Here is an 18637-nt window from a genome sequence, read left to right on the forward strand (position 1 = left end):
CTTTGGTCGTTAAATTTTGAGCAATTCAAACTGATGCGTTCACGAATAGAGTATTATAACGCGAGATAAATACACCGCGGGTATTATGAACAGCTGGCTGATTATCGGGGTGTTAGCCCTTTATATTGCATTACTTTTTATTTGTGCATTTTTTGGTGAAAAACATGCGAGCCGCCTCAGTACGCGCGGTCGTATGCTGCTGTTCAGTCTGACCTTGGGCGTCTACTGTTCATCCTGGACCTTTTACGGGGCCACCGGTGCAGCGGTACGCGAAGGCATTATCTTCCTGCCGATCTATTTAGGGCCGCTCTTGTTCGTGGCGGTTGGCTATGACATCTGGCGCCGTTTGGGCCGGGTCCGGCAACATCATGCCATTTCCTCGATTGCCGACTTCGTGGCAGCGCGATATGGCAAAAGTGGTGCCCTGGCCTCGCTGGTGACCATTCTGGCAGTCATTGCGATTATTCCCTATCTGGCCCTGCAGTTACGCGCAATTGCCTTAAGTGCTGCCGTAATTCTGGATCAGACCACCCATGTCGAAAGTACCACCAATGGTGTACTGTTTTTAACCGCGCTGCTGGCAATTCTGGCGATGCTGTTTGGCACCCGGCAAATTGCCAACACCGAACAGCACGGCGGTTTAATGCTGGCGGTGGCGTTTGAATCTTTCGTCAAGCTGTTTGCCCTGCTCTGTGTGGCCGGTTTCTTTGTCTTTGAATCAGCCGATAACCTGAAGCAGATCAGCAATGATGTGGCCCAGACCTTCCATGAAGTGCAGCTGTTGGGCGTACCGGAAACTTTCTGGGTGCAAACCCTGCTGGCCGCACTGGCGATTATCTGCTTGCCACGCCAGTTCCACGTGGCGGTGGTCGAATTACGCGATGAAAAACATATTCGCGGGGCACGGCGCTGGTTTGCCGTTTATCTGATTTTAACCACCATCGCGATTATTCCAATTGCCAGCTGGGCCTTACATGCCGCGCCGCAATATCTGATGATTCCGGATGTCGCGGTGCTGTCCTTACCGCTCAGCTATAATCAGGAATGGCTGACCTTACTGGCCTTCCTGGGTGGTTTTTCGGCTTCAACCGGGATGTTGCTGGTGTCTTCAGTGGCGCTGTCGATCATGCTCAGTAATGACCTGATCATGCCGGCGCTGTGGCGCTCGGGCCTGATTTCGCGTCATGACAAACGGTTGCCACTGGTGCTGAAATTCACCCGCCGCATCTGTATTCTGGCGGTGATGCTGCTTGGCTTCCTGTTCTTCCATTTCTTTAATGATATTGACCAGCTTTCGGTCTTCGGTTTACTGGCCTTTAGTGCGGTAGCGCAGTTCTCCCCGGCCCTGATTGGCGGGCTGTACTGGCGCGGCGGCAGTAAACAGGGCGTCTATGCCGGCCTGATTGTCGGTTTTATCATGTGGGCCTATACCCTGCTCTGGCCAACGGTTTTACGCAGTCTGCCAGAACAGTTCTCGGCGATTACCCAGTATTATTTAACTGTGGGGCCATTTGGTATTAATGGCTTACGTCCGGAAGCGCTGTTAGGTTTTGAATCATTTGCGCCGCTGACACATGGGGTGGTCTGGTCACTTGGTCTGAACCTATTGCTGTATGTCTGGGTATCGCGCATATTCCGCCCGAGTGTGGCTGAACAGATTCAGGCTGAAAGTTTCTTCTACTATGAAACCAAGCCGCTGCCATCGCACACCACCAGCAATGAAGTCAGCTATTCGCATCAGGATGTGGCGCGTTTAAAAGTCGGTGACCTGATTACGCTGGCCAAACGCATTACCGGCGATGAGCCAACCATGCAGGCCTTCCGGCAGTTCAGTGAACAGAATAATGTGGTGCTGAATGAAAACAGCAATGCCAACGGCATGTGGTGGCGTTTTACCGAACAGTACCTGGCCGGCACCATTGGCGCGGCATCGGCGCGAACCCTGCTCACCACGGCGATGGTCAACAATGGTCTGGCACTGGGTCAGGTCGCCAATATTCTTGACCAGGCCTCCCAATGGCAGCGCTTTAACCAGAATCTGATCATGACCATGATCGACCACATGACCCAGGGGGTGAGCGTGGTCGATGAAAATATGTGTCTGGTGGCTTGGAACAATCAATATCTAAAACTGTTTGATTATCCAAAAGATATTGTCTATGTCGGCTGTCCAATTGCCGACCTGATCCGCTATAACGCCGAGCGCGGCGAATGTGGCCCGGGCTCGGTGGAAGAACACGTGCGTAAACGGATTCACTGGATGAAAGTCGGCAGTGCGCATGAGTTTGAACGTATCCGTAAAGATGGCCGCGTGATTCAAATGCGCGGTAATCCGATTGAAGGCGGTGGCTTCGTGACCACCTTTGCCGATATTACCGCCTTCCGTGAAAATGAAGCGGTCCTTGAAGCACGTGTACAAGACCGTACCCAGCAATTGGCCGATGCCCTGGCCGAACAGCAGCTGGCGCGCGAACAGGCCGATAAAGCCAATATGTCCAAGAGCCGCTTTATTGCCGCGGCCAGTCATGACCTATTACAGCCGATGCACGCAGCCCGTCTGTTCAGTACCGCGCTGGAGCAAAGCATCCAGTCAGATGATGACCGTAAAACCTTGCAGCAGCTGGATCGTGCGCTGCATGGGGCTGAAAGCATGCTGTCTGCACTGCTGGATATTGCCCGTTTAGAAGGCGGCACTATTCAGCCAAAACGTCAGCCTTATCCACTGCATGACCTGCTCAGTGATCTGGAACTGCAATTTAAATCCATTGCTGCACAGCGTGGCATCCAGTTTGCCGTGCATGATGCCCAGTTCTGGATTGACACCGATCCGCAATGGATTCGCCGGATTATCCAAAACTTTGTCAGCAATGCACTGCGTTATACCGCCAAAGGCAAAGTCGTGGTCGGGGTATTACGTTCTGCACAGCATCCGCAGCATATCCGCATCGGGGTCTGGGATACCGGTCCCGGCATTGCCGAAGAACAGCGCATTAAACTGTTCCAGGAATTTGAACGTTGCGGCCATACCTCGCCGTGGGGTGAACAGGGTCTGGGCCTCGGTCTGGCCATTGTGCAGCGTATGACCAGCCTGCTGGATTATCCGGTCTATGTCTATTCCACTCTCGGACAGGGCTCCTGCTTCATAATTGAAGTACCGGTGGTGGATGCACCTAAAGCCGTGGCTGCACCGGTTCAGGCCGTACCGCTGAAAACCAAGGCCTATAAAATTCTGTGTCTGGATAATGATGAAACCATTTTAGAAGGCATGGCGACCTTATTGGGCAAATGGGGCTATCAGGTCTTTAAAGCCACCGAACCGGAACAGGCCCTGGAGATTATCCAGCAGGAAAATATTCAGGTCTGGCTGGTCGATCAGCATTTAAATAACAATAAAGTCGGTCTGGACTTTATTCTGGCCAACCGTCAGGAAAATGTACCAGTGGCATTAATTACCGCCGATTCGGATCCGGAATTACCGCAGCGTCTAAAAGAGCTGAATATCGTGTTGCTGAAAAAACCGCTGAAACCGGCCTCCTTGCGAGCCTGGTTATCCGGTCTGAAAATTTCAGCTTAGGCTGACATATTTTGAAACCTCTTTGCGGCTTCGGTAACAAAGAGGTTTTGTATTTTGGGCCTGAAAATGGCGATTTATTGCAGCCCGCTAGGCAAAACTGCTCAAAACAGGCGCTATCTGCCTGACAGCCATTGGCAGAAAATTCCATTGAATTATTTACTATGGCAAAGGCTACCAAAAATCTCAGTGTACAGCTGTATACCTGGTTACAAAATTTTAATCTTATGATTTTTAAAATTATTTTTTGATTAAAAAATACACATTAGACTTTAGTCGTATATCTGATATGTAGCAATACGCGCATAAAAAAGACATTAAAAAGAAAAGATCAGTGTTTAGTCTGGAGATGAGCCCCTGAACGTCCTGTCCGGAGCTGATCATCATCTAGCCTAGAGGAGTTTTTTGATGAGTCTTTCAAGCGCAGTACAGCAAGGTCATGAGCAGAACCAACAGTTTCACCGTCAGTATGGCGCCAATGCCCTGTTGCCGGCCATCGACTGGAAAACCCTGTTTCAGCACAGCAAATTAGAACATGCGCATATTGAAGCCCTGAATACCATTTATCAAACCGCTGTACCGCTGGCCTTACAGGTCTTTGATGAACTGCATTTTGATGTATTTAGTCCGGCAGCCTATAAACCACAAGGACTGGGCCTGTTTGAAAAACTGTCTGAACAGGAACAGAAACTGCTGCGTTCGCTGGAAACTGAATGTGACTGTCTTGGTGCCACCACCCGTCACCAGATCTGGAGCATGCTGCTGCGCGGTGGTGCGGTCCTGGTATTTAAAGCCTGGCTCGGCAAAGTCAAAACCGATAAAACCGAACTCGATACCAGCCAGTTTGATGAACTGTCCGATTTACTGTTTATCAAAACCCCGCCGCATGAACTGGCACAGCGTTTAGGTGTGGATATTCATTCCCATGAAGATCATATCTTCCTGATGTATGGCAATGATGTCTATTTGGACCGTTTTAACAGTCTGGAAACTGCCGCGCTATTTGTCGATTTAGGCGTCTATGATCCGGCATTTTTAAGCCTGCGCGATCACCGTATTGCCGACTACTTAAAATCTCAGGACTATGTGACTCAGGAACAGATTGATGAATTGCAATGCGCTTTGAATCCGCTGTTCTGTACCGATGCCACACCGAAACAGGATTGTCTGGCTTAAGCCTTAGCCGATCTGCAAAACAAAAAGGACATCATTTGATGTCCTTTTTATATATTTTTCAATATTTAGATTTTCTTTTCTTCAATATTCAGCGCATTAATCGCCAATACCGCCTGGGTACGGTTTTGTACGCCCAGTTTACGGAAAATCGCCGTCACGTGTGCCTTAATGGTCGCTTCAGAAACATCCAGTTCATAGGCAATCTGTTTATTCAGCAAGCCTTCAGCCACCATCATCAACACACGGAACTGCTGCGGCGTTAAGGACTGAATCCGCTCTGCCAGTGCAGTTTCATCGGCAGCACGCGGGTCAAAATTGACATTGGCCGGCAGGTTTGGCGGTAACCAGATTTCCCCTTCCAGCACCTGACGAATCGCTTCGCCAATATGGCTTGGATGGGCAGATTTTGGAATATAGCCCATGGCACCGTGCGCAATGGCACGCTGGATAATCGACACTTCTTCATGTGCCGACACCACAATAATCGGAATTGAAGGATATTGTGCACGCACATGCACCAGCGCCGAGAAACCCGAAGCGCCTGGCAAATTTAAATCGAGGAGAACAAGATCAGGTTCAGGTCCTTTTTCTAAACGTTCATAGAATTCATTGACTGCAGCAGTTTCATGAATTTGAGCTTGCGGTAAGCTATAGCGTACAGCCTGAATTAAAGCATGACGAAACAGCGGATGATCATCAACGATTAAAATATTCATAAGTGACGTGAGAGATCTTGTGCACAATGGCTCCTATTCTACCCATACAAATGCGGTTAAGGATATGCAAGAGTGAACTATTTTTGGCTTAAACGAGATTTTTTGTCCGATTATTCATATTTTCTTACATTTTCTTAAATCTGAGATAGGAAATCTGATTTTAATATAACATTTATCAGCCTGATTCAGATGCTTATCTGAGTCGCATATAAGTATAAATTTCAATTATTTATTTCATTAAATTTGGTTATTAATTGCTCATTTTAAAGTTATCTGAAAAACAGATAACTTTTCTGCATTTGCTTATTTTACAGGGTAATTCAACTATTGATTAATAACAGACATTCCGAGATCAACCACAATTCAGGTAAGCCTATGTCTGTTTTCAATTCAACCAAACCACTCAATATTGTCGCAGTATCGGGCGGCTTAAATCATCCGTCTAAAACCGAAGCTTTGGTACAAGCCATTATTGATGAACTGGGCGAAGCCACCCCGATTCAGGTGCATTTTATTAAATTCAGTGAAATTGCCCCTTTGCTGGGCGGCGCCATTTACCGCAAGCAGTTGCCACAGCGCGTGCAGGATGATCTGGCTGCCGTTGAAGCGGCGGATGCGTTAATTGTCGGTACACCGGTATATCGCGCCTCCTTTACCGGTCTATTCAAACATTTCTTTGATTTTGTCGAACAGACTGCGCTGGTAGATGTACCGGTATTACTGGCGGCATCGGGGGGTAGTGACCGCCATGCCTTGGTACTGGAGCATCAGCTGCGTCCGTTATTCAGCTTTTTCCAGGCGCAAACCTTGCCTATTGGTGTCTATGCCACAGATCGTGACTTTACCCCGGAATACACCATCCATAGCGAGGCCCTGCGTGACCGGATTACGTTGGCTGTGGCACGCGCCCTGCCCATTCTGGAATGGGCACCGGCCAAAGGCCAGCGCGCCGAAGTGGTGAAAAGTAAAACCCAGCAGGCCAACCAGAACCTGGGCATTAATAAACAGATTGAGCAGGATGAAGTACTACCTTCTGCTGCAGTACCTAGTCTGGATGCAGCAGAATCGCGTCTGCATCAGAACAAGGTCAAACCTCAAGTGGCGTAATCTGCTGACCCGCTGGCATCCCCTTCTTCCGAGTGTAGTCTTGGCCATTGATCCTGCGGATTCAGGCTTGCAGCAGCCTGGGTCCGCAAGCTTGCAGCGAAACATCGCTGCAATGCCGGATCAAATAAACACAACAACAGGCCCCTTATTTTTCCCTCAAGACTCGGCTTGAGGGATTTTTTCATTTTATCTGACTCAATGAAATGAGAATGAAGCGGTTTTAGTCCTAAGAATAAAAACTGGGATCTGGCACTTTGCCAGTCAGCACCCATTCGCCCAGTTCCTGATATTTATAATCTACCGGATCATGCAGGGTCTGAGTACGCACATTGCGCCAGAAACGGTCCAGATTCAGCTGGGCGGTGGTGGCCCGTGCGCCCATTACCTGAAACATCTGCTCGGTAATATATAAAGAGGTATTGGTCGAGGCAATTTTGGCCGTAGCAATGGCCACCGCTACTTCACCGCGCTGTTCAGCCGTGAGTTCCGGTCCGATGCGCCAAGCCTGCTGCACACTCTGCACGGCTTTATCTGCCAAAAGCCGGACACTTTCCAGCTGCAGATAAAACTCGGCGCAATGCCGTTGAATAAACGGGTCATCCACCGCCTGCTCGACCCGCGATTTTGACCAGGCTTTTTGACCTTGCACGCTCTGAATCGCGGTTTCAAATGCCCCTTCGGCCACACCCAAAAACAGATGCACAAAAATCAGTTGTGCAATTAGCGGCCGCAAACTGGCATAAGGCGTACTTAGCGGTCCGGGATTCAGCAGCAATTCATGTTGATGAACACGCACCTGTTCAAAATGGGTCGTGCCGCTATCGGTCTGGCGCTGTCCCATATTGTGCCAGTCACCCAGAAAATGGACACCACTCCGGGTACTCGGAATCACCGCAATCAAAAGCCTGCCGGTCGCATCATAACCGGAACAGAGCAACAGGTCTGAATCGACCGAACCGGAGCAGAAGCTTTTATCGCCCTGAAACAGATATTCAGAATCTGCAACCGGTGTGACCGTGGTACGCTGATCCAGCGGATTCAGGGCATTGCCCCAAAACAGCTGCTGCTGAACTGTCTGTTGCAACCAGTGCTGATATTGTGCGGGCTGGGCGAACAGCTGCACGGTGGCAATCAGTAAATGATGAAATGCATAGACATGCGCCAAGGAGCTGTCCGCTTGCGCCAAAATCTGGACCGTTTTAAATATAGTCGACCAGGCGGCACCCTGCCCGCCATATTCTGTCGGAATTGATAAACTCAGCAAACCGCTACGGCGAATCAGATCACGCTCTGCTTTGGGATTACCACCCTGCCGGTCACGTTCAGCAGCGGTCTGGGCAAACTGGCGGGCCAGTTGTCGGGCAATTTCACGCGGGTCTAAAACAGTGGCCGTAGTCGGGTTCATCTGAAAATCATATCCTTGATCAATCGTAATACTGTGGGTGGAGCTGGCTGTTGTGCTCGCTTCTGGTCTATCTATGCTACACGGCTTTCAGTATAAAAATACCGCCTACGAGAGGCGGTATTTTAATATTTATTTTTTAACGGCTGGCTTGCACCGTGGCAATCAGCTGATCCACCACTTGCGGTTCCGCCAGGGTCGAAGTATCGCCCAGACTATCCAGCTCATTGGCGGCAATTTTTCTCAGGATCCGGCGCATGATTTTACCGGAACGGGTTTTTGGTAAGGCCGGTGCCCAATGCAGCGCATCTGGAGTGGCCACCGGTCCCAGATTTTTCCGGACCCAGTTGACCAGTTCGGTACGCAGCTCATCACTTTCTGTCACGCCGGCTTGCAAGGTAACAAAGGTACAAATGCCCTGACCTTTAATATCATGCGGCATGCCCACCACCGCGGCTTCGGCCACCGCATCATGTGCCACCAGCGCACTTTCAATTTCAGCCGTGCCTAGGCGGTGTCCGGAAATATTCAGGACATCATCGACCCGGCCGGTAATCCAGTAATAGCCATCTTTATCGCGGCGCGCGCCATCTCCGGTAAAGTAACTGCCCGGATAGGTGGCAAAATAGGCTTCAATAAAGCGAGCCGGATCGCCCCAGATGGTGCGCATTTGCCCCGGCCAGGAATCCTTGATAATCAGGTTACCTTCGGCTTCACCTTCCAGCTCATTACCTTCAGCATCGACCAGGGCCGGTTGTACCCCAAACAGCGGACGCGTGGCCGAGCCCGGTTTCAGTGGCGTTGCGCCCGGCAGCGGCGACATCAGAATCCCGCCGGTTTCGGTTTGCCACCAGGTATCCACAATTGGGCAGCGGCTTTCACCAACCACGGTGTAGTACCAGTTCCAGGCTTCCGGGTTAATCGGTTCACCAACCGAACCAAGCAGACGTAGACTGCTGCGGTCACTTTCCCGTACAAAGCTGTCGCCTTCACGCATCATGGCGCGAATCGCAGTGGGTGCGGTATATAAAATCGTGACGTTATGTTTATCAATCAAATGCCCGGTGCGCGCCCAGGTCGGATATTGCGGCACCCCTTCAAACATCACTGTGGTGGTGCCATTCGATAATGGCCCGTAAATTACATAGGAGTGCCCGGTCACCCAGCCGACATCGGCGGTACACCAGAACACATCATCCTGTTTAATATCAAACACTTCACGGAAGGTACTGTTGACATAAGTCAGATAACCGCCGGTGGTGTGCAGCACCCCTTTCGGCTTACCGGTCGAGCCGGAAGTATATAAAATAAATAACGGGTCTTCGGCATTCATTGGCTCAGGCGGGCAAATTTCATTGACCGTCATGATTTCCATGTGATACCACAGGTCACGCCCGGCTTTCATTTCAATCGGGTTACCGGTCCGGTGGACCACAATCACGTTTTGCACCGACTCGGTACCGGCCACAGTAAGGGCCTGATCGACATTGGCCTTTAAATAAATCGGCTTGCCGCCGCGCATGGCCGAATCTGCGGTAATCACCAGTTTGGCCTGGCTGTCTTCAATCCGGCTGGCCAGCGAATCTGGAGAGAATCCACCAAACACCACACAATGCACCGCGCCAATCCGGGCACAGGCCAGCATGGCAATGGCAGCCTCGGACACCATTGGCATATACAGCACTACGCGGTCGCCTTTGGTGACGCCATTTTTCTTCAGCACATTGGCAAAGCGGCAGGTTTCATCGTACAGCTCACGGTAGGAAATAATTTTATGCCGTGAAGGATGGTCACCTTCCCAAATAATTGCCGGTTTATAAGGATGTTCTTTTAAATGCCGGTCCAGACAGTTGGCACTGACATTGAGCTGGCCATCGGCAAACCATTCAATCTTGAAATTGTCCGGATCAAAATTGGTATTTTTGACCTGGGTAAACGGTTTAATCCAGTCCAGACGCTTGGCCTGCTCGGCCCAGAACTCGTCGGGTTGTTCAATGGATTGCTGATAACGTTCGAAATATTCTGCCTCGTTGGTACGCGCAGTTTTCTTAAATTCTTCGGGTACAGGATAGATCTCATTCATATTATACTTCCTTGATCTTCTCTCATCTCATCACGAGATATATGCCACATTCTTGATTTTTATTTCTGCATATCAGCAGTATGACGCTTATTTTTTCTCCACCACAATCATGCTTTGGTCGTAGCGATTGATTTAATTTTAAGCACAGATACACCAGCAGATTCAATGTCTTTGCCGTACTTTTCAGTATAAAAGCAGTAGCTTTATCTATAAAAACAACCCGCTTGCAGTCAAAACCGCAGTGTACTTTGCAAAAATCGGCAGCGCGCTTGCAGAATGTTTATTAAAATCCGGCCGGATTTCAGGCAAAATACAATTTTATTGCTGAGGACTGGCAGATTCGTGGCCGAAGAAAAAACCCAACTGGGCGAAGTCACCCAAGAAACTTCCGAGCTGATTCAACAGGCCACGGAAAAAACCACCCAGACAGTCATTGAACATACCCATAAATACAATGATGCCTATTCTGCTATTGATAAAATCATGGAAGGCTTCTGGGAGCGTGTGCCCTATTTCCTGATCGCGCTTGGCGTGATTCTGATTTTCTGGCTGATTGCCCAGCTGTTTAAATTTTTTGTGAAAAAAACCTTATCCAACCGCAGTTATACCCGGCAAAATCTGGTGCTGGTACTGAACCGGGTTGGCAGTTCGGTGATTATCTTCTTCGGTTTCTTAATTGGTCTGGTGATTGCCATTCCTGGTTTTACCCCGGGCCAGCTGATGAGCGCCCTCGGGATTGGCTCGGTTGCCATTGGCTTTGCCTTTAAGGATATTTTCCAGAACCTGCTTTCCGGCGTGCTGATTTTACTGGGTGAGCCCTTTAAAATTGGCGACAGCATTCTGGTGAATGGATTAGAAGGTACGGTCGAAGATATCCAGATTCGCGCGACCTTTTTACGCTCGGCCGATGGTCGCCGCATTGTGATTCCCAATGCCACGGTCTATACCAGCGCCATTACTGTCAATACTGCCTTTCCACGCCGCCGCTGCGAATTTGTGGTCGGCATTGGCTATGAAGATGACATTCAGAAAGCCAAAGATCTGGTGATGTGCATTCTGAAACGTGACCCAACCATTCTGACCCAGCCGGAATTTAGCGTTAATGTCGATGCGCTGGCCAATTTCTCGGTCAATTTACGCGTGCAATGGTGGATTAATACCAGCGAAACCAATAGCGCGGCATCTATCAGTAAAATTCAGGAAGAAGTCATTCAAAGCTTTGCCGAACAGGGCATTTCCATTCCTTACCCGGTGCAGGAAGTGAAAGTCTATCGCGGTGATCCATCGGTGGCAGACAGCTCAGAGGCTAAATAATCGTCCCAGCACATACGGAATCACAGTTTCTGTACGGATAATCCGGTTGCCCAGACTCACCGCCTGGCAGCCGTTATGTATCAAAAGATCGACCTCGTAAGGAATAAAACCGCCTTCCGGCCCAATCACGATGCTACAGGGATGCTGAATCGCGGCAGGCATGCGCATCTCTGCATAGGGATGTGCCACATAGGCAGGACAATCGGCGCTAATCAGACCCGGTAAAACATCCTCAACAAAGGGTTTAAAGCGTTTGTACAGTTCAACTTTTGGTGCAATGGTATCGCCAGCCTGCTCCAGCCCCAGTTCAATATAATGCTCCAGCTGCTGTAAAAATGGCGTCTGCCAGTAGCTTTTATCGACCCGATAGCTATGCATCAGGATAATTTTTTCCACCCCGACCGTGACTGCATCCATAATTAAACGGCGCAGCACTTTCGGACGTGGTAAAGCCACAATTAACGTCACTGGCAATTTTGCTGGCACAGCTTCTTCTTTTAACGGTTTTAGACGAACTGTTTTGTCTGTAATTTCGATAATTTCCGTGAGATACCGTTTGCCTTCACGAATCCCAACTTTCAGGGTATCACCAACCTGAATATCCAGATGCTGTTGCAAATGCGCTAACTGCCGCGTTGAACTAATCGACCACAGTTCAGATTCAGTTTGGCGAGGATCAAGAAGGACAATATTCATAAAAAAATAACTCAACAAATCCATCACTGGATAGGCGGAAACGTCATCCACAACGGTCCGAGGCAGGACTCCTTTTGCCAAACTAAAGTAAAAGAAGAAGAGTTCCTGGCATTAAATCGATAAAGAGAAGGCTCAGTTTTAATCTGATCTCGTAAATCCATGAAAATCAGCTTCTTTACCCATCAGAATATCATCAAAGATATTGATCAATCACCGAAATATGCTTTGCCAGTGAACCCTGATTCTGCTGCATAATCTTTTGTGCTGCAGTATTTAAAGTCAGTGCTTTGGAGGAATCCGATAAGATCTCCAGCATGGTCTGTGCCGCTTGTTCAGCATTCTCTACCACCACCACCGCTTGAGCGTCGACAAACTCATCGACAATGGTCTGGAAGTTAAAATAATTCTTACCCAGAATAGTCGGCACATGCAGCGCAATCGGCTCCAGAATATTGTGTCCACCGCCCGGTTCATTTAAAGAACCACCGACATAACAGGCCTGACTCAGACCGTACCAGAGCCACATTTCGCCCATTGAATCGGCCAGATAGACTTGGGTATTCGCTTCAATAGTTTGTCCCAAACTGCGGCGTTGGGTACGCAAATCCAAGGCCTGTGCCGCGTGAAAGACCTCATCAAAACGTTCCGGATGGCGCGGTACCACAATACAAACCAGCGCCGGATCTGCCATCAGGGCTGGTTTTAACGCGGCCAGCACATCTTTTTCTTCTGGAGCATGGGTGCTGGCCAGTGTGATCACTTTAAGGCCTGCCAGCTGCCAGTCCTGCTGCAACATGTTGGCCTGTTCAATAAAGGCCGGCGGCGCACTAATATCAAACTTGATACTACCCACCACCTGGGTCTGTTCAGCAACTGCACCGAGTGCCACAAAACGGCTATGTGAGGCCTGATCTTGTACCAACAGCTGCGTCAAACCCTGCAACATCGCCCGGGTCAGGCCGGAGACTTTGGCATAGCCTTTGGCCGATTTTTCGGACAGCCGTGCATTCAGCAACAGGCACGGCACATGGAAGTTTTGAGCCTGATCAATCAGGTTCGGCCACAGCTCAGTTTCCATCAACAATAATAATTTGGGCTGATACTTCTGATAAAAATCGGCAATCAGATGTTTCTGGTCGGCTGGCAAATACACTGCCTGAAACAGCGCCTCATGCGGTGCTTTCAGAAAGAGAGATTTAGCGCGTGCCTGTCCGGTTTTGGTGGTGTTGGTGACCAGCACCGGATGACCGGCTTTTAAATAATGTTCAATTAAAGGCTGGGCCGCATTGGTTTCCCCCACCGAGACCACATGAAACCAGATCGCCTGCAGATTTTTCGGCGGCTGAAATGGCCCGAAACGCTCTACAATTTCCTGCTGATACTGCGCTTCACTCTCGGCCCGCTTTTTAATACGCGACCGATACAACGGTTTTAGAACAGATAACGCTGCGTTATACCAAAACGGAGTAGCCAAAGAGATGCCTCAAACTGATTTTTTGCCCTGAGAATATAACAGAGCCCTATCCGCATGTTAATGGATATGGCTCCAAATAAAAAAGCAAAGCAACAACGCGGCTGCTTTAGTCGGCATTCACCACGCTTTCAGCCAGAGTTGGATAATCGGTATAGCCTGCTGCACCCTGCACCCCAATCATGGTTTCCAGCTGCAGTTCATTTAGCGGTGCATCATCCAGCAGACGTTCATATAAATCCGGGTTGGCAATATAAGCCTTACCAAAAGACACGGCATCGGCTTTGCCCGAAGCCAGTAATTCCACGGCATCGGCACGACTTAAACGCATGTTCGCGATATATGGCACACCGCCTGAACGTGCTTTCATTTCTTCGGAAATGCTGTCTTCGGCTAAATATTCGCGGGTAAAGAAAAAGGCGATTTTACGCTGACCCAATTGCTGCATGACATAGCCAAAGGTTTCACGTGGATCATCATCTCCCATGTCGTGCTCATCACCACGTGGTGCTAAATGCACACCAACACGACCAGCGCCCCAGACTTCAATTAAGGCGTCCATCACTTCTAACAAGAAACGCGCACGATTTTCAACCGAACCACCGTATTCATCGTCACGTTGGTTGGTTTTGCTTTGCAGGAATTGATCAATCAAATAACCATTGGCTGCATGCAACTCTACCCCATCAAATCCTGCTTCTTTGGCACGGATGGCGGCTTGTTTATATTGCTCGGTAATGGCGTGGATTTCTGAAATTTCTAAGGCACGTGGCAACACATATTCACGTTTAGGACGCAACAAACTGACATAACCTGCTTGTTGTACCGCACTTGCCGATACTGGTGTTGCACCATTGAGTAAATCTGGATGTGAAACACGACCTACATGCCATAACTGCGCCACAATTAAACTGCCGCGCTCATGCACTGCATGGGTGACCAGCTTCCAGCCTTCAACCTGAGCATCGCTAAACAGGCCCGGAGTATTTAAATAGCCATTGGCTTCTTCAGAAATGACTGTGGCTTCAGAAATAATCAGACCGGCGCTGGCACGCTGGGCATAATATTCCGCCATTAATGCCGTCGGAACGCGATCATCCGTAGCCCGACTACGGGTTAAGGGTGCCATCACCACACGATTTTTTAACTGGAGTTGACCCAGGGTTAAGGGAGTATTCAGTTCTGCCATAGATGCCTCTGTAGCTGCACGCGACCAAACAGATGCTGTTTTGTCTTAGAGTGAGCTTTCTAAAAATTCAATATATTGCTGAATCAGGGCTTCGTTGCGGGAGAAATAGGACCATTGACCATGTTTTTCAGCCTGAATTAAACCGGCCTGCTGTAACACAGATAAATGATTGGACATGGTTGACTGCGACACCTTACCGAGTTTTTCGATATTGCCGGCACAGACGCCACGTTGAAAGCCGCCGCACTGCTCTTCTGACAAAAACTGTTCCGGATGTTTTAACCAGAGCAAGATTTGTCGGCGCGTCGGATTGGCTAAGGCTTTAAAAATTAAATCAATATCCATAATTCAGGCACGTCGCATCAGGCTGTGTTCAAGGAACGCAACAAAGCACTATTCAGTGTTCTTATCCAATATATCGTATTTTTTCGATTTATATATCGATTTTTTTAGATATATTAGTTTTACACTACTAGTGCCTTGTTGTTGATACTTTTTTATTGCCAGCGGCTTAAAGCCCCTGCTTTAAGCTCGCTTCAATAAATTTGTCCAGATCACCGTCCAGCACTGCGCCTGTGTTGGAGTTTTCGACACCGGTACGCAGGTCTTTAATCCGCGAGTCATCCAATACATAAGAACGGATCTGGCTGCCCCAGCCGATATCTGACTTGGAATCTTCAAGCGCTTGCGCAGCTTCGTTACGTTTGTTCATCTCCAGTTCATAGAGTTTGGCACGTAACTGTTTCCAGGCATGGTCACGGTTGGCATGTTGTGAACGCTGGTTCTGACAGGCCACCACAATACCGGTTGGAATGTGGGTTAAACGCACGGCAGAGTCAGTTTTGTTAATGTGCTGACCACCAGCACCCGATGCACGATAGGTATCGGTACGGACATCTGACGGATTGATTTCAATTTCAATATTGTCATCTACTTCAGGTGAAACGAACACTGCAGAGAATGACGTATGACGGCGGTTACCCGAGTCAAATGGTGACTTACGCACCAAACGATGGACACCCGATTCAGTCCGCAACCAGCCATAAGCATACTCGCCTTCTACACGAATAGTCGCAGATTTAATCCCGGCCACATCACCGTCTGATTCTTCCATCAGCTCGGCCTTAAAGCCATGACGCTCAATCCAGCGCATATACATACGCAGTAGCATTGAAGCCCAGTCTTGTGCTTCGGTACCGCCAGAACCGGCCTGAATTTCGACATAGCACGGGTTCGGGTCCATTGGATTGTTAAACATCCGGCGGAATTCAAGTTTTGCCAACTCTTCTTCAGCGGCGCTCAATTCGGCCTGCACATCTTCCAGCATGGCTTCTTCATCGGCTTCCACCGCCAGATCCAGCATTGCCTGCGCATCTTCGAGCTGTGTTGCCAGACCGTCTAATACATTCAGAACGTTCTCAAGCTCGCCTTTTTCTTTGGCCATGGCTTGGGCGCGGTTCTGGTCATTCCAGATGGCCGGATCTTCCAATTCACGGAGAACTTCTTCTAAACGCTCTTTTTTAAGATCGTAGTCAAAGATACCCCCGTAGTGTTTGACCACGTTCGTTCAAGTCTTTTAGCTGGTTTAGATAAGGATTAATTTCCACGTGAATGCTCTCAAAAAATATCGATAAAACCCGTGTATTGTAGCATAGAGCCAATCAGGAGTAAGAGGCGCCTGCATCCACTCAACTAAAATGATGGATATAAACTTAGACGGCCATGATGGGCACAACCTACAGAGACCAGCAAACTAGAAGAAAGATCAAGAAAAAAACGCATTTAAAATTCGGTTTAATTGCCCGTTCTTGGCTTTCAAATTGATAAAAATGAAATTTTTCATCTTTCGCAAAAGGGTTTTACAAAGCCGCATCATAACTTATAATACAGCGCAAAAATTATACAAATTGACCTAAATTCACAGAATCTCCATACTTTTAATAAAACAAAACATTAATTATTTTATATTATTTATCAATATCTTAAAATTAATCAATTACACAATATTACAGCTGAAACAATGCGGTAACTTTTGCTGAATTGACCAAAATTTTATTTGGCCTAGACTGAAGTTGTAACAAAAAATTAAACAGTCAACCTGATTTCAGAGGGGTAAGATCCATGAAAAAACTAGCAATTGCTTCAGCACTTTTATCTGTATTCGCAGTCGCAGGTACAGCACATGCATACCAAGCTGAAATTGGTGCTTCTGCAGGATTAATTGATCCAGATCATGGCGGCACAAGTGGTTCTTTTGGTGTAGATGGTACCTATTACTTTAACCCTGTTCAAACGCGTAATGCGCCTTTGGCAGAAGCAGCCTTCCTTGATCGTGCCAGCAACGTAAATGCCAAATACCAATATGACGAACTCGGTAATGATGAACGTCATCAATATGGTGTAGGTGCAGAGTACTTTGTACCTAATTCGGACTTTTACTTGAGCGGTAATGTCGGACGTGATGACATTAAATTTGACAGAGGTGGCGATTTTGATACCACTGTATATGGTGCAGAAGTAGGTTATCTGCCAGCACCGGGTCTGTTAATTGCTGCAGGTTTAAAAGGTTATGACAATGACTATGACGACGGTGTAGACCCTACCTTACGTGCCAAATATGTCACTACCTTAAGCAATGGTAAAGATATTAACCTTGAAGCCGGTGCAGCATTCGGCGATCTGGACGAATATAACTTAGCAGCAGATTACTACATTGATAAAACCCTGAGTATCGGTGCAGATTATTACAACAATGATCTGAACGACAACAGCGAGTTTGGTATCAATGCCCGTAAATTCTTCACCCCACAAGTCAGCCTTGAAGGTCGTGTCGGTTTCGGTGAAGCAGGTAGCAACGACTACAACCGCTTTGGTGTAGCAGCAAAATACCGCTTCTAATCTGTATAGAAACGTATAAATCGTAAAAAAACCCATCTTCGGATGGGTTTTTTGCACTGATAAGAAGCATTTAGGTAGTTTTTGCACATTGACTGAACGAATATAAACTGTACAATTTGTTACAACTGTTCATAAAACAGTCATATTTTTATAACAAAGAGAGAAAATCTAAATGTTGAAGAAACTTGCTCTTGCTACAGCACTTATTGCTAGCCTAGGAACTGCACACGCTTATCAAGCTGAACTTAATGTAGGGTATGAAAACACTGATATCGATAACCTTGGGGATCTAGATACATTTTTCATCAATGGAAAATACTACTTAAACGCTGTCCAAGTTAAAAACTCTCCACTTGCAGAAGCTGCTTTCCTAAATAAAGCAAGCAATATTGGCTTAGGTTATGCCAATGCCAGCGGTGATGGCGATGAAGATATTGATGTCTTTGGTGTGAGCGGAGAATTCTATATTCCAAATACACAATTCTATGTGGGCGGTACCATTAACCAAGTTGATTTTGCAGGTGACGATAATACCGGTTATGCGCTTGAAGTTGGTTACTTACCAATTAATGGCTTGTTATTAGCAGTAGGTGCTGCAAATGAAAGCGTAGATCCAGTTCAAGTAGCAGACTATGGCTTCATCGCAAATCTTTCAAATGCAGTTACTGTAGGTGATGACACTGCATTATCTTTACGTGCCAAATACGTGACTCAAATTGGCAATCATTTTACCAATTTTGAAGGTTTAACTTATATTGGCGATGAAACAACTTATCGCTTAGCTGCTGATCTTTATATCGATCCAACTCTCAGTGTAGGTCTATCTATTGCTGATTCTACTGCAGATGGTTCAGATACACTGTTCGGTATTAAAGCTCAAAAATTCTTTACGCCAACTATTGCAGCAGGTGTAAATTACCACACAACTGACGGTATTGACTCGTTTGGTATCAATGGTACTTTCCGCTTCTAATCATTCCGATTAAAAGTCAAAAAACCGCTCACTCGAGCGGT

At 47.8% G+C, this 18637-nt stretch carries 14 protein-coding genes; 6 read left to right on the plus strand and 8 right to left on the minus strand.

Annotated elements, in window-relative coordinates; translation table 11 throughout:
- The first annotated feature begins 85 nt into the window (after positions 1-85).
- Positions 86-3574, plus strand: a complete 3489-nt coding sequence (locus ACPEPR_RS07145; RefSeq protein WP_423562218.1) for a hybrid sensor histidine kinase/response regulator — start codon at positions 86-88, stop codon at positions 3572-3574.
- A 405-nt stretch (positions 3575-3979) separates the two neighbouring features.
- Positions 3980-4747, plus strand: a complete 768-nt coding sequence (locus ACPEPR_RS07150; protein ID WP_104513199.1) for a hypothetical protein — start codon at positions 3980-3982, stop codon at positions 4745-4747.
- 65 nt (positions 4748-4812) lie between these two features.
- Here the strand turns inward: ACPEPR_RS07150 and ACPEPR_RS07155 are convergent, their stop codons facing one another.
- Entirely contained in the window at positions 4813-5463 is a 651-nt protein-coding gene (locus tag ACPEPR_RS07155; RefSeq protein WP_005180757.1) for a response regulator, read from the minus strand.
- A gap of 375 nt (positions 5464-5838) precedes the next feature.
- Here ACPEPR_RS07155 and msuE point away from each other — a divergent pair, with 375 nt between their 5' ends.
- Positions 5839-6570, plus strand: a complete 732-nt coding sequence (gene msuE, locus ACPEPR_RS07160; protein ID WP_075167298.1) for an FMN reductase — start codon at positions 5839-5841, stop codon at positions 6568-6570.
- A gap of 226 nt (positions 6571-6796) precedes the next feature.
- Here the strand turns inward: msuE and ACPEPR_RS07165 are convergent, their stop codons facing one another.
- Both ACPEPR_RS07165 and acs read right to left on the minus strand, forming a co-directional pair.
- Positions 6797-7975, minus strand: a complete 1179-nt coding sequence (locus tag ACPEPR_RS07165; RefSeq protein WP_168395791.1) for an acyl-CoA dehydrogenase family protein — start codon at positions 7973-7975, stop codon at positions 6797-6799.
- 136 nt (positions 7976-8111) lie between these two features.
- Complete coding sequence (gene acs / locus ACPEPR_RS07170) at positions 8112-10055, minus strand: acetate--CoA ligase (protein ID WP_104483887.1); 1944 nt, start codon at positions 10053-10055, stop codon at positions 8112-8114.
- A 342-nt stretch (positions 10056-10397) separates the two neighbouring features.
- On the opposite strand from acs, the gene ACPEPR_RS07175 reads away from it, so the two are divergent.
- The gene (locus tag ACPEPR_RS07175) at positions 10398-11369 is read left to right on the plus strand and encodes a mechanosensitive ion channel family protein (RefSeq protein ID WP_104513198.1); all 972 of its coding nucleotides are present in this window, start codon (positions 10398-10400) and stop codon (positions 11367-11369) included.
- Here the strand turns inward: ACPEPR_RS07175 and ACPEPR_RS07180 are convergent.
- From ACPEPR_RS07180 to prfB, 5 genes are all read right to left on the minus strand, one after another.
- Complete coding sequence (locus ACPEPR_RS07180; protein WP_005180773.1) at positions 11355-12065, minus strand: 16S rRNA (uracil(1498)-N(3))-methyltransferase; 711 nt, start codon at positions 12063-12065, stop codon at positions 11355-11357. The genes ACPEPR_RS07175 and ACPEPR_RS07180 overlap by 15 nt on opposite strands.
- Before the next feature lie 193 nt (positions 12066-12258).
- Positions 12259-13539, minus strand: coding sequence for a 3-deoxy-D-manno-octulosonic acid transferase (locus tag ACPEPR_RS07185; RefSeq protein WP_423562219.1), 1281 nt, complete (start codon positions 13537-13539; stop codon positions 12259-12261).
- 106 nt (positions 13540-13645) lie between these two features.
- Positions 13646-14725 carry an alkene reductase gene (locus ACPEPR_RS07190; protein ID WP_423562220.1) on the minus strand — a complete coding sequence of 360 codons (1080 nt, stop codon included), beginning with the start codon at positions 14723-14725 and terminating at the stop codon, positions 13646-13648.
- A 45-nt stretch (positions 14726-14770) separates the two neighbouring features.
- Entirely contained in the window at positions 14771-15070 is a 300-nt protein-coding gene (locus ACPEPR_RS07195) for an ArsR/SmtB family transcription factor (protein WP_104489264.1), read from the minus strand.
- Between the two features lie 166 nt (positions 15071-15236).
- A protein-coding gene (prfB, locus tag ACPEPR_RS07200) for a peptide chain release factor 2 (RefSeq protein WP_104470758.1) occupies positions 15237-16332 on the minus strand; the annotation gives its coding sequence in 2 pieces (ribosomal slippage) (positions 15237-16259 and positions 16261-16332; 1095 coding nt in all).
- A 514-nt stretch (positions 16333-16846) separates the two neighbouring features.
- Between prfB and ACPEPR_RS07205 the strand changes: the two genes are divergently transcribed.
- Entirely contained in the window at positions 16847-17623 is a 777-nt protein-coding gene (locus tag ACPEPR_RS07205; RefSeq protein ID WP_104513195.1) for a putative porin, read from the plus strand.
- Between the two features lie 172 nt (positions 17624-17795).
- Positions 17796-18596 carry a putative porin gene (locus ACPEPR_RS07210; protein WP_104513194.1) on the plus strand — a complete coding sequence of 267 codons (801 nt, stop codon included), beginning with the start codon at positions 17796-17798 and terminating at the stop codon, positions 18594-18596.
- Positions 18597-18637 lie beyond the last annotated feature (41 nt).

This window comes from Acinetobacter sp. AND/436 (assembly GCF_049546925.1).
In the GTDB taxonomy this organism is placed as follows: domain Bacteria; phylum Pseudomonadota; class Gammaproteobacteria; order Pseudomonadales; family Moraxellaceae; genus Acinetobacter; species Acinetobacter indicus.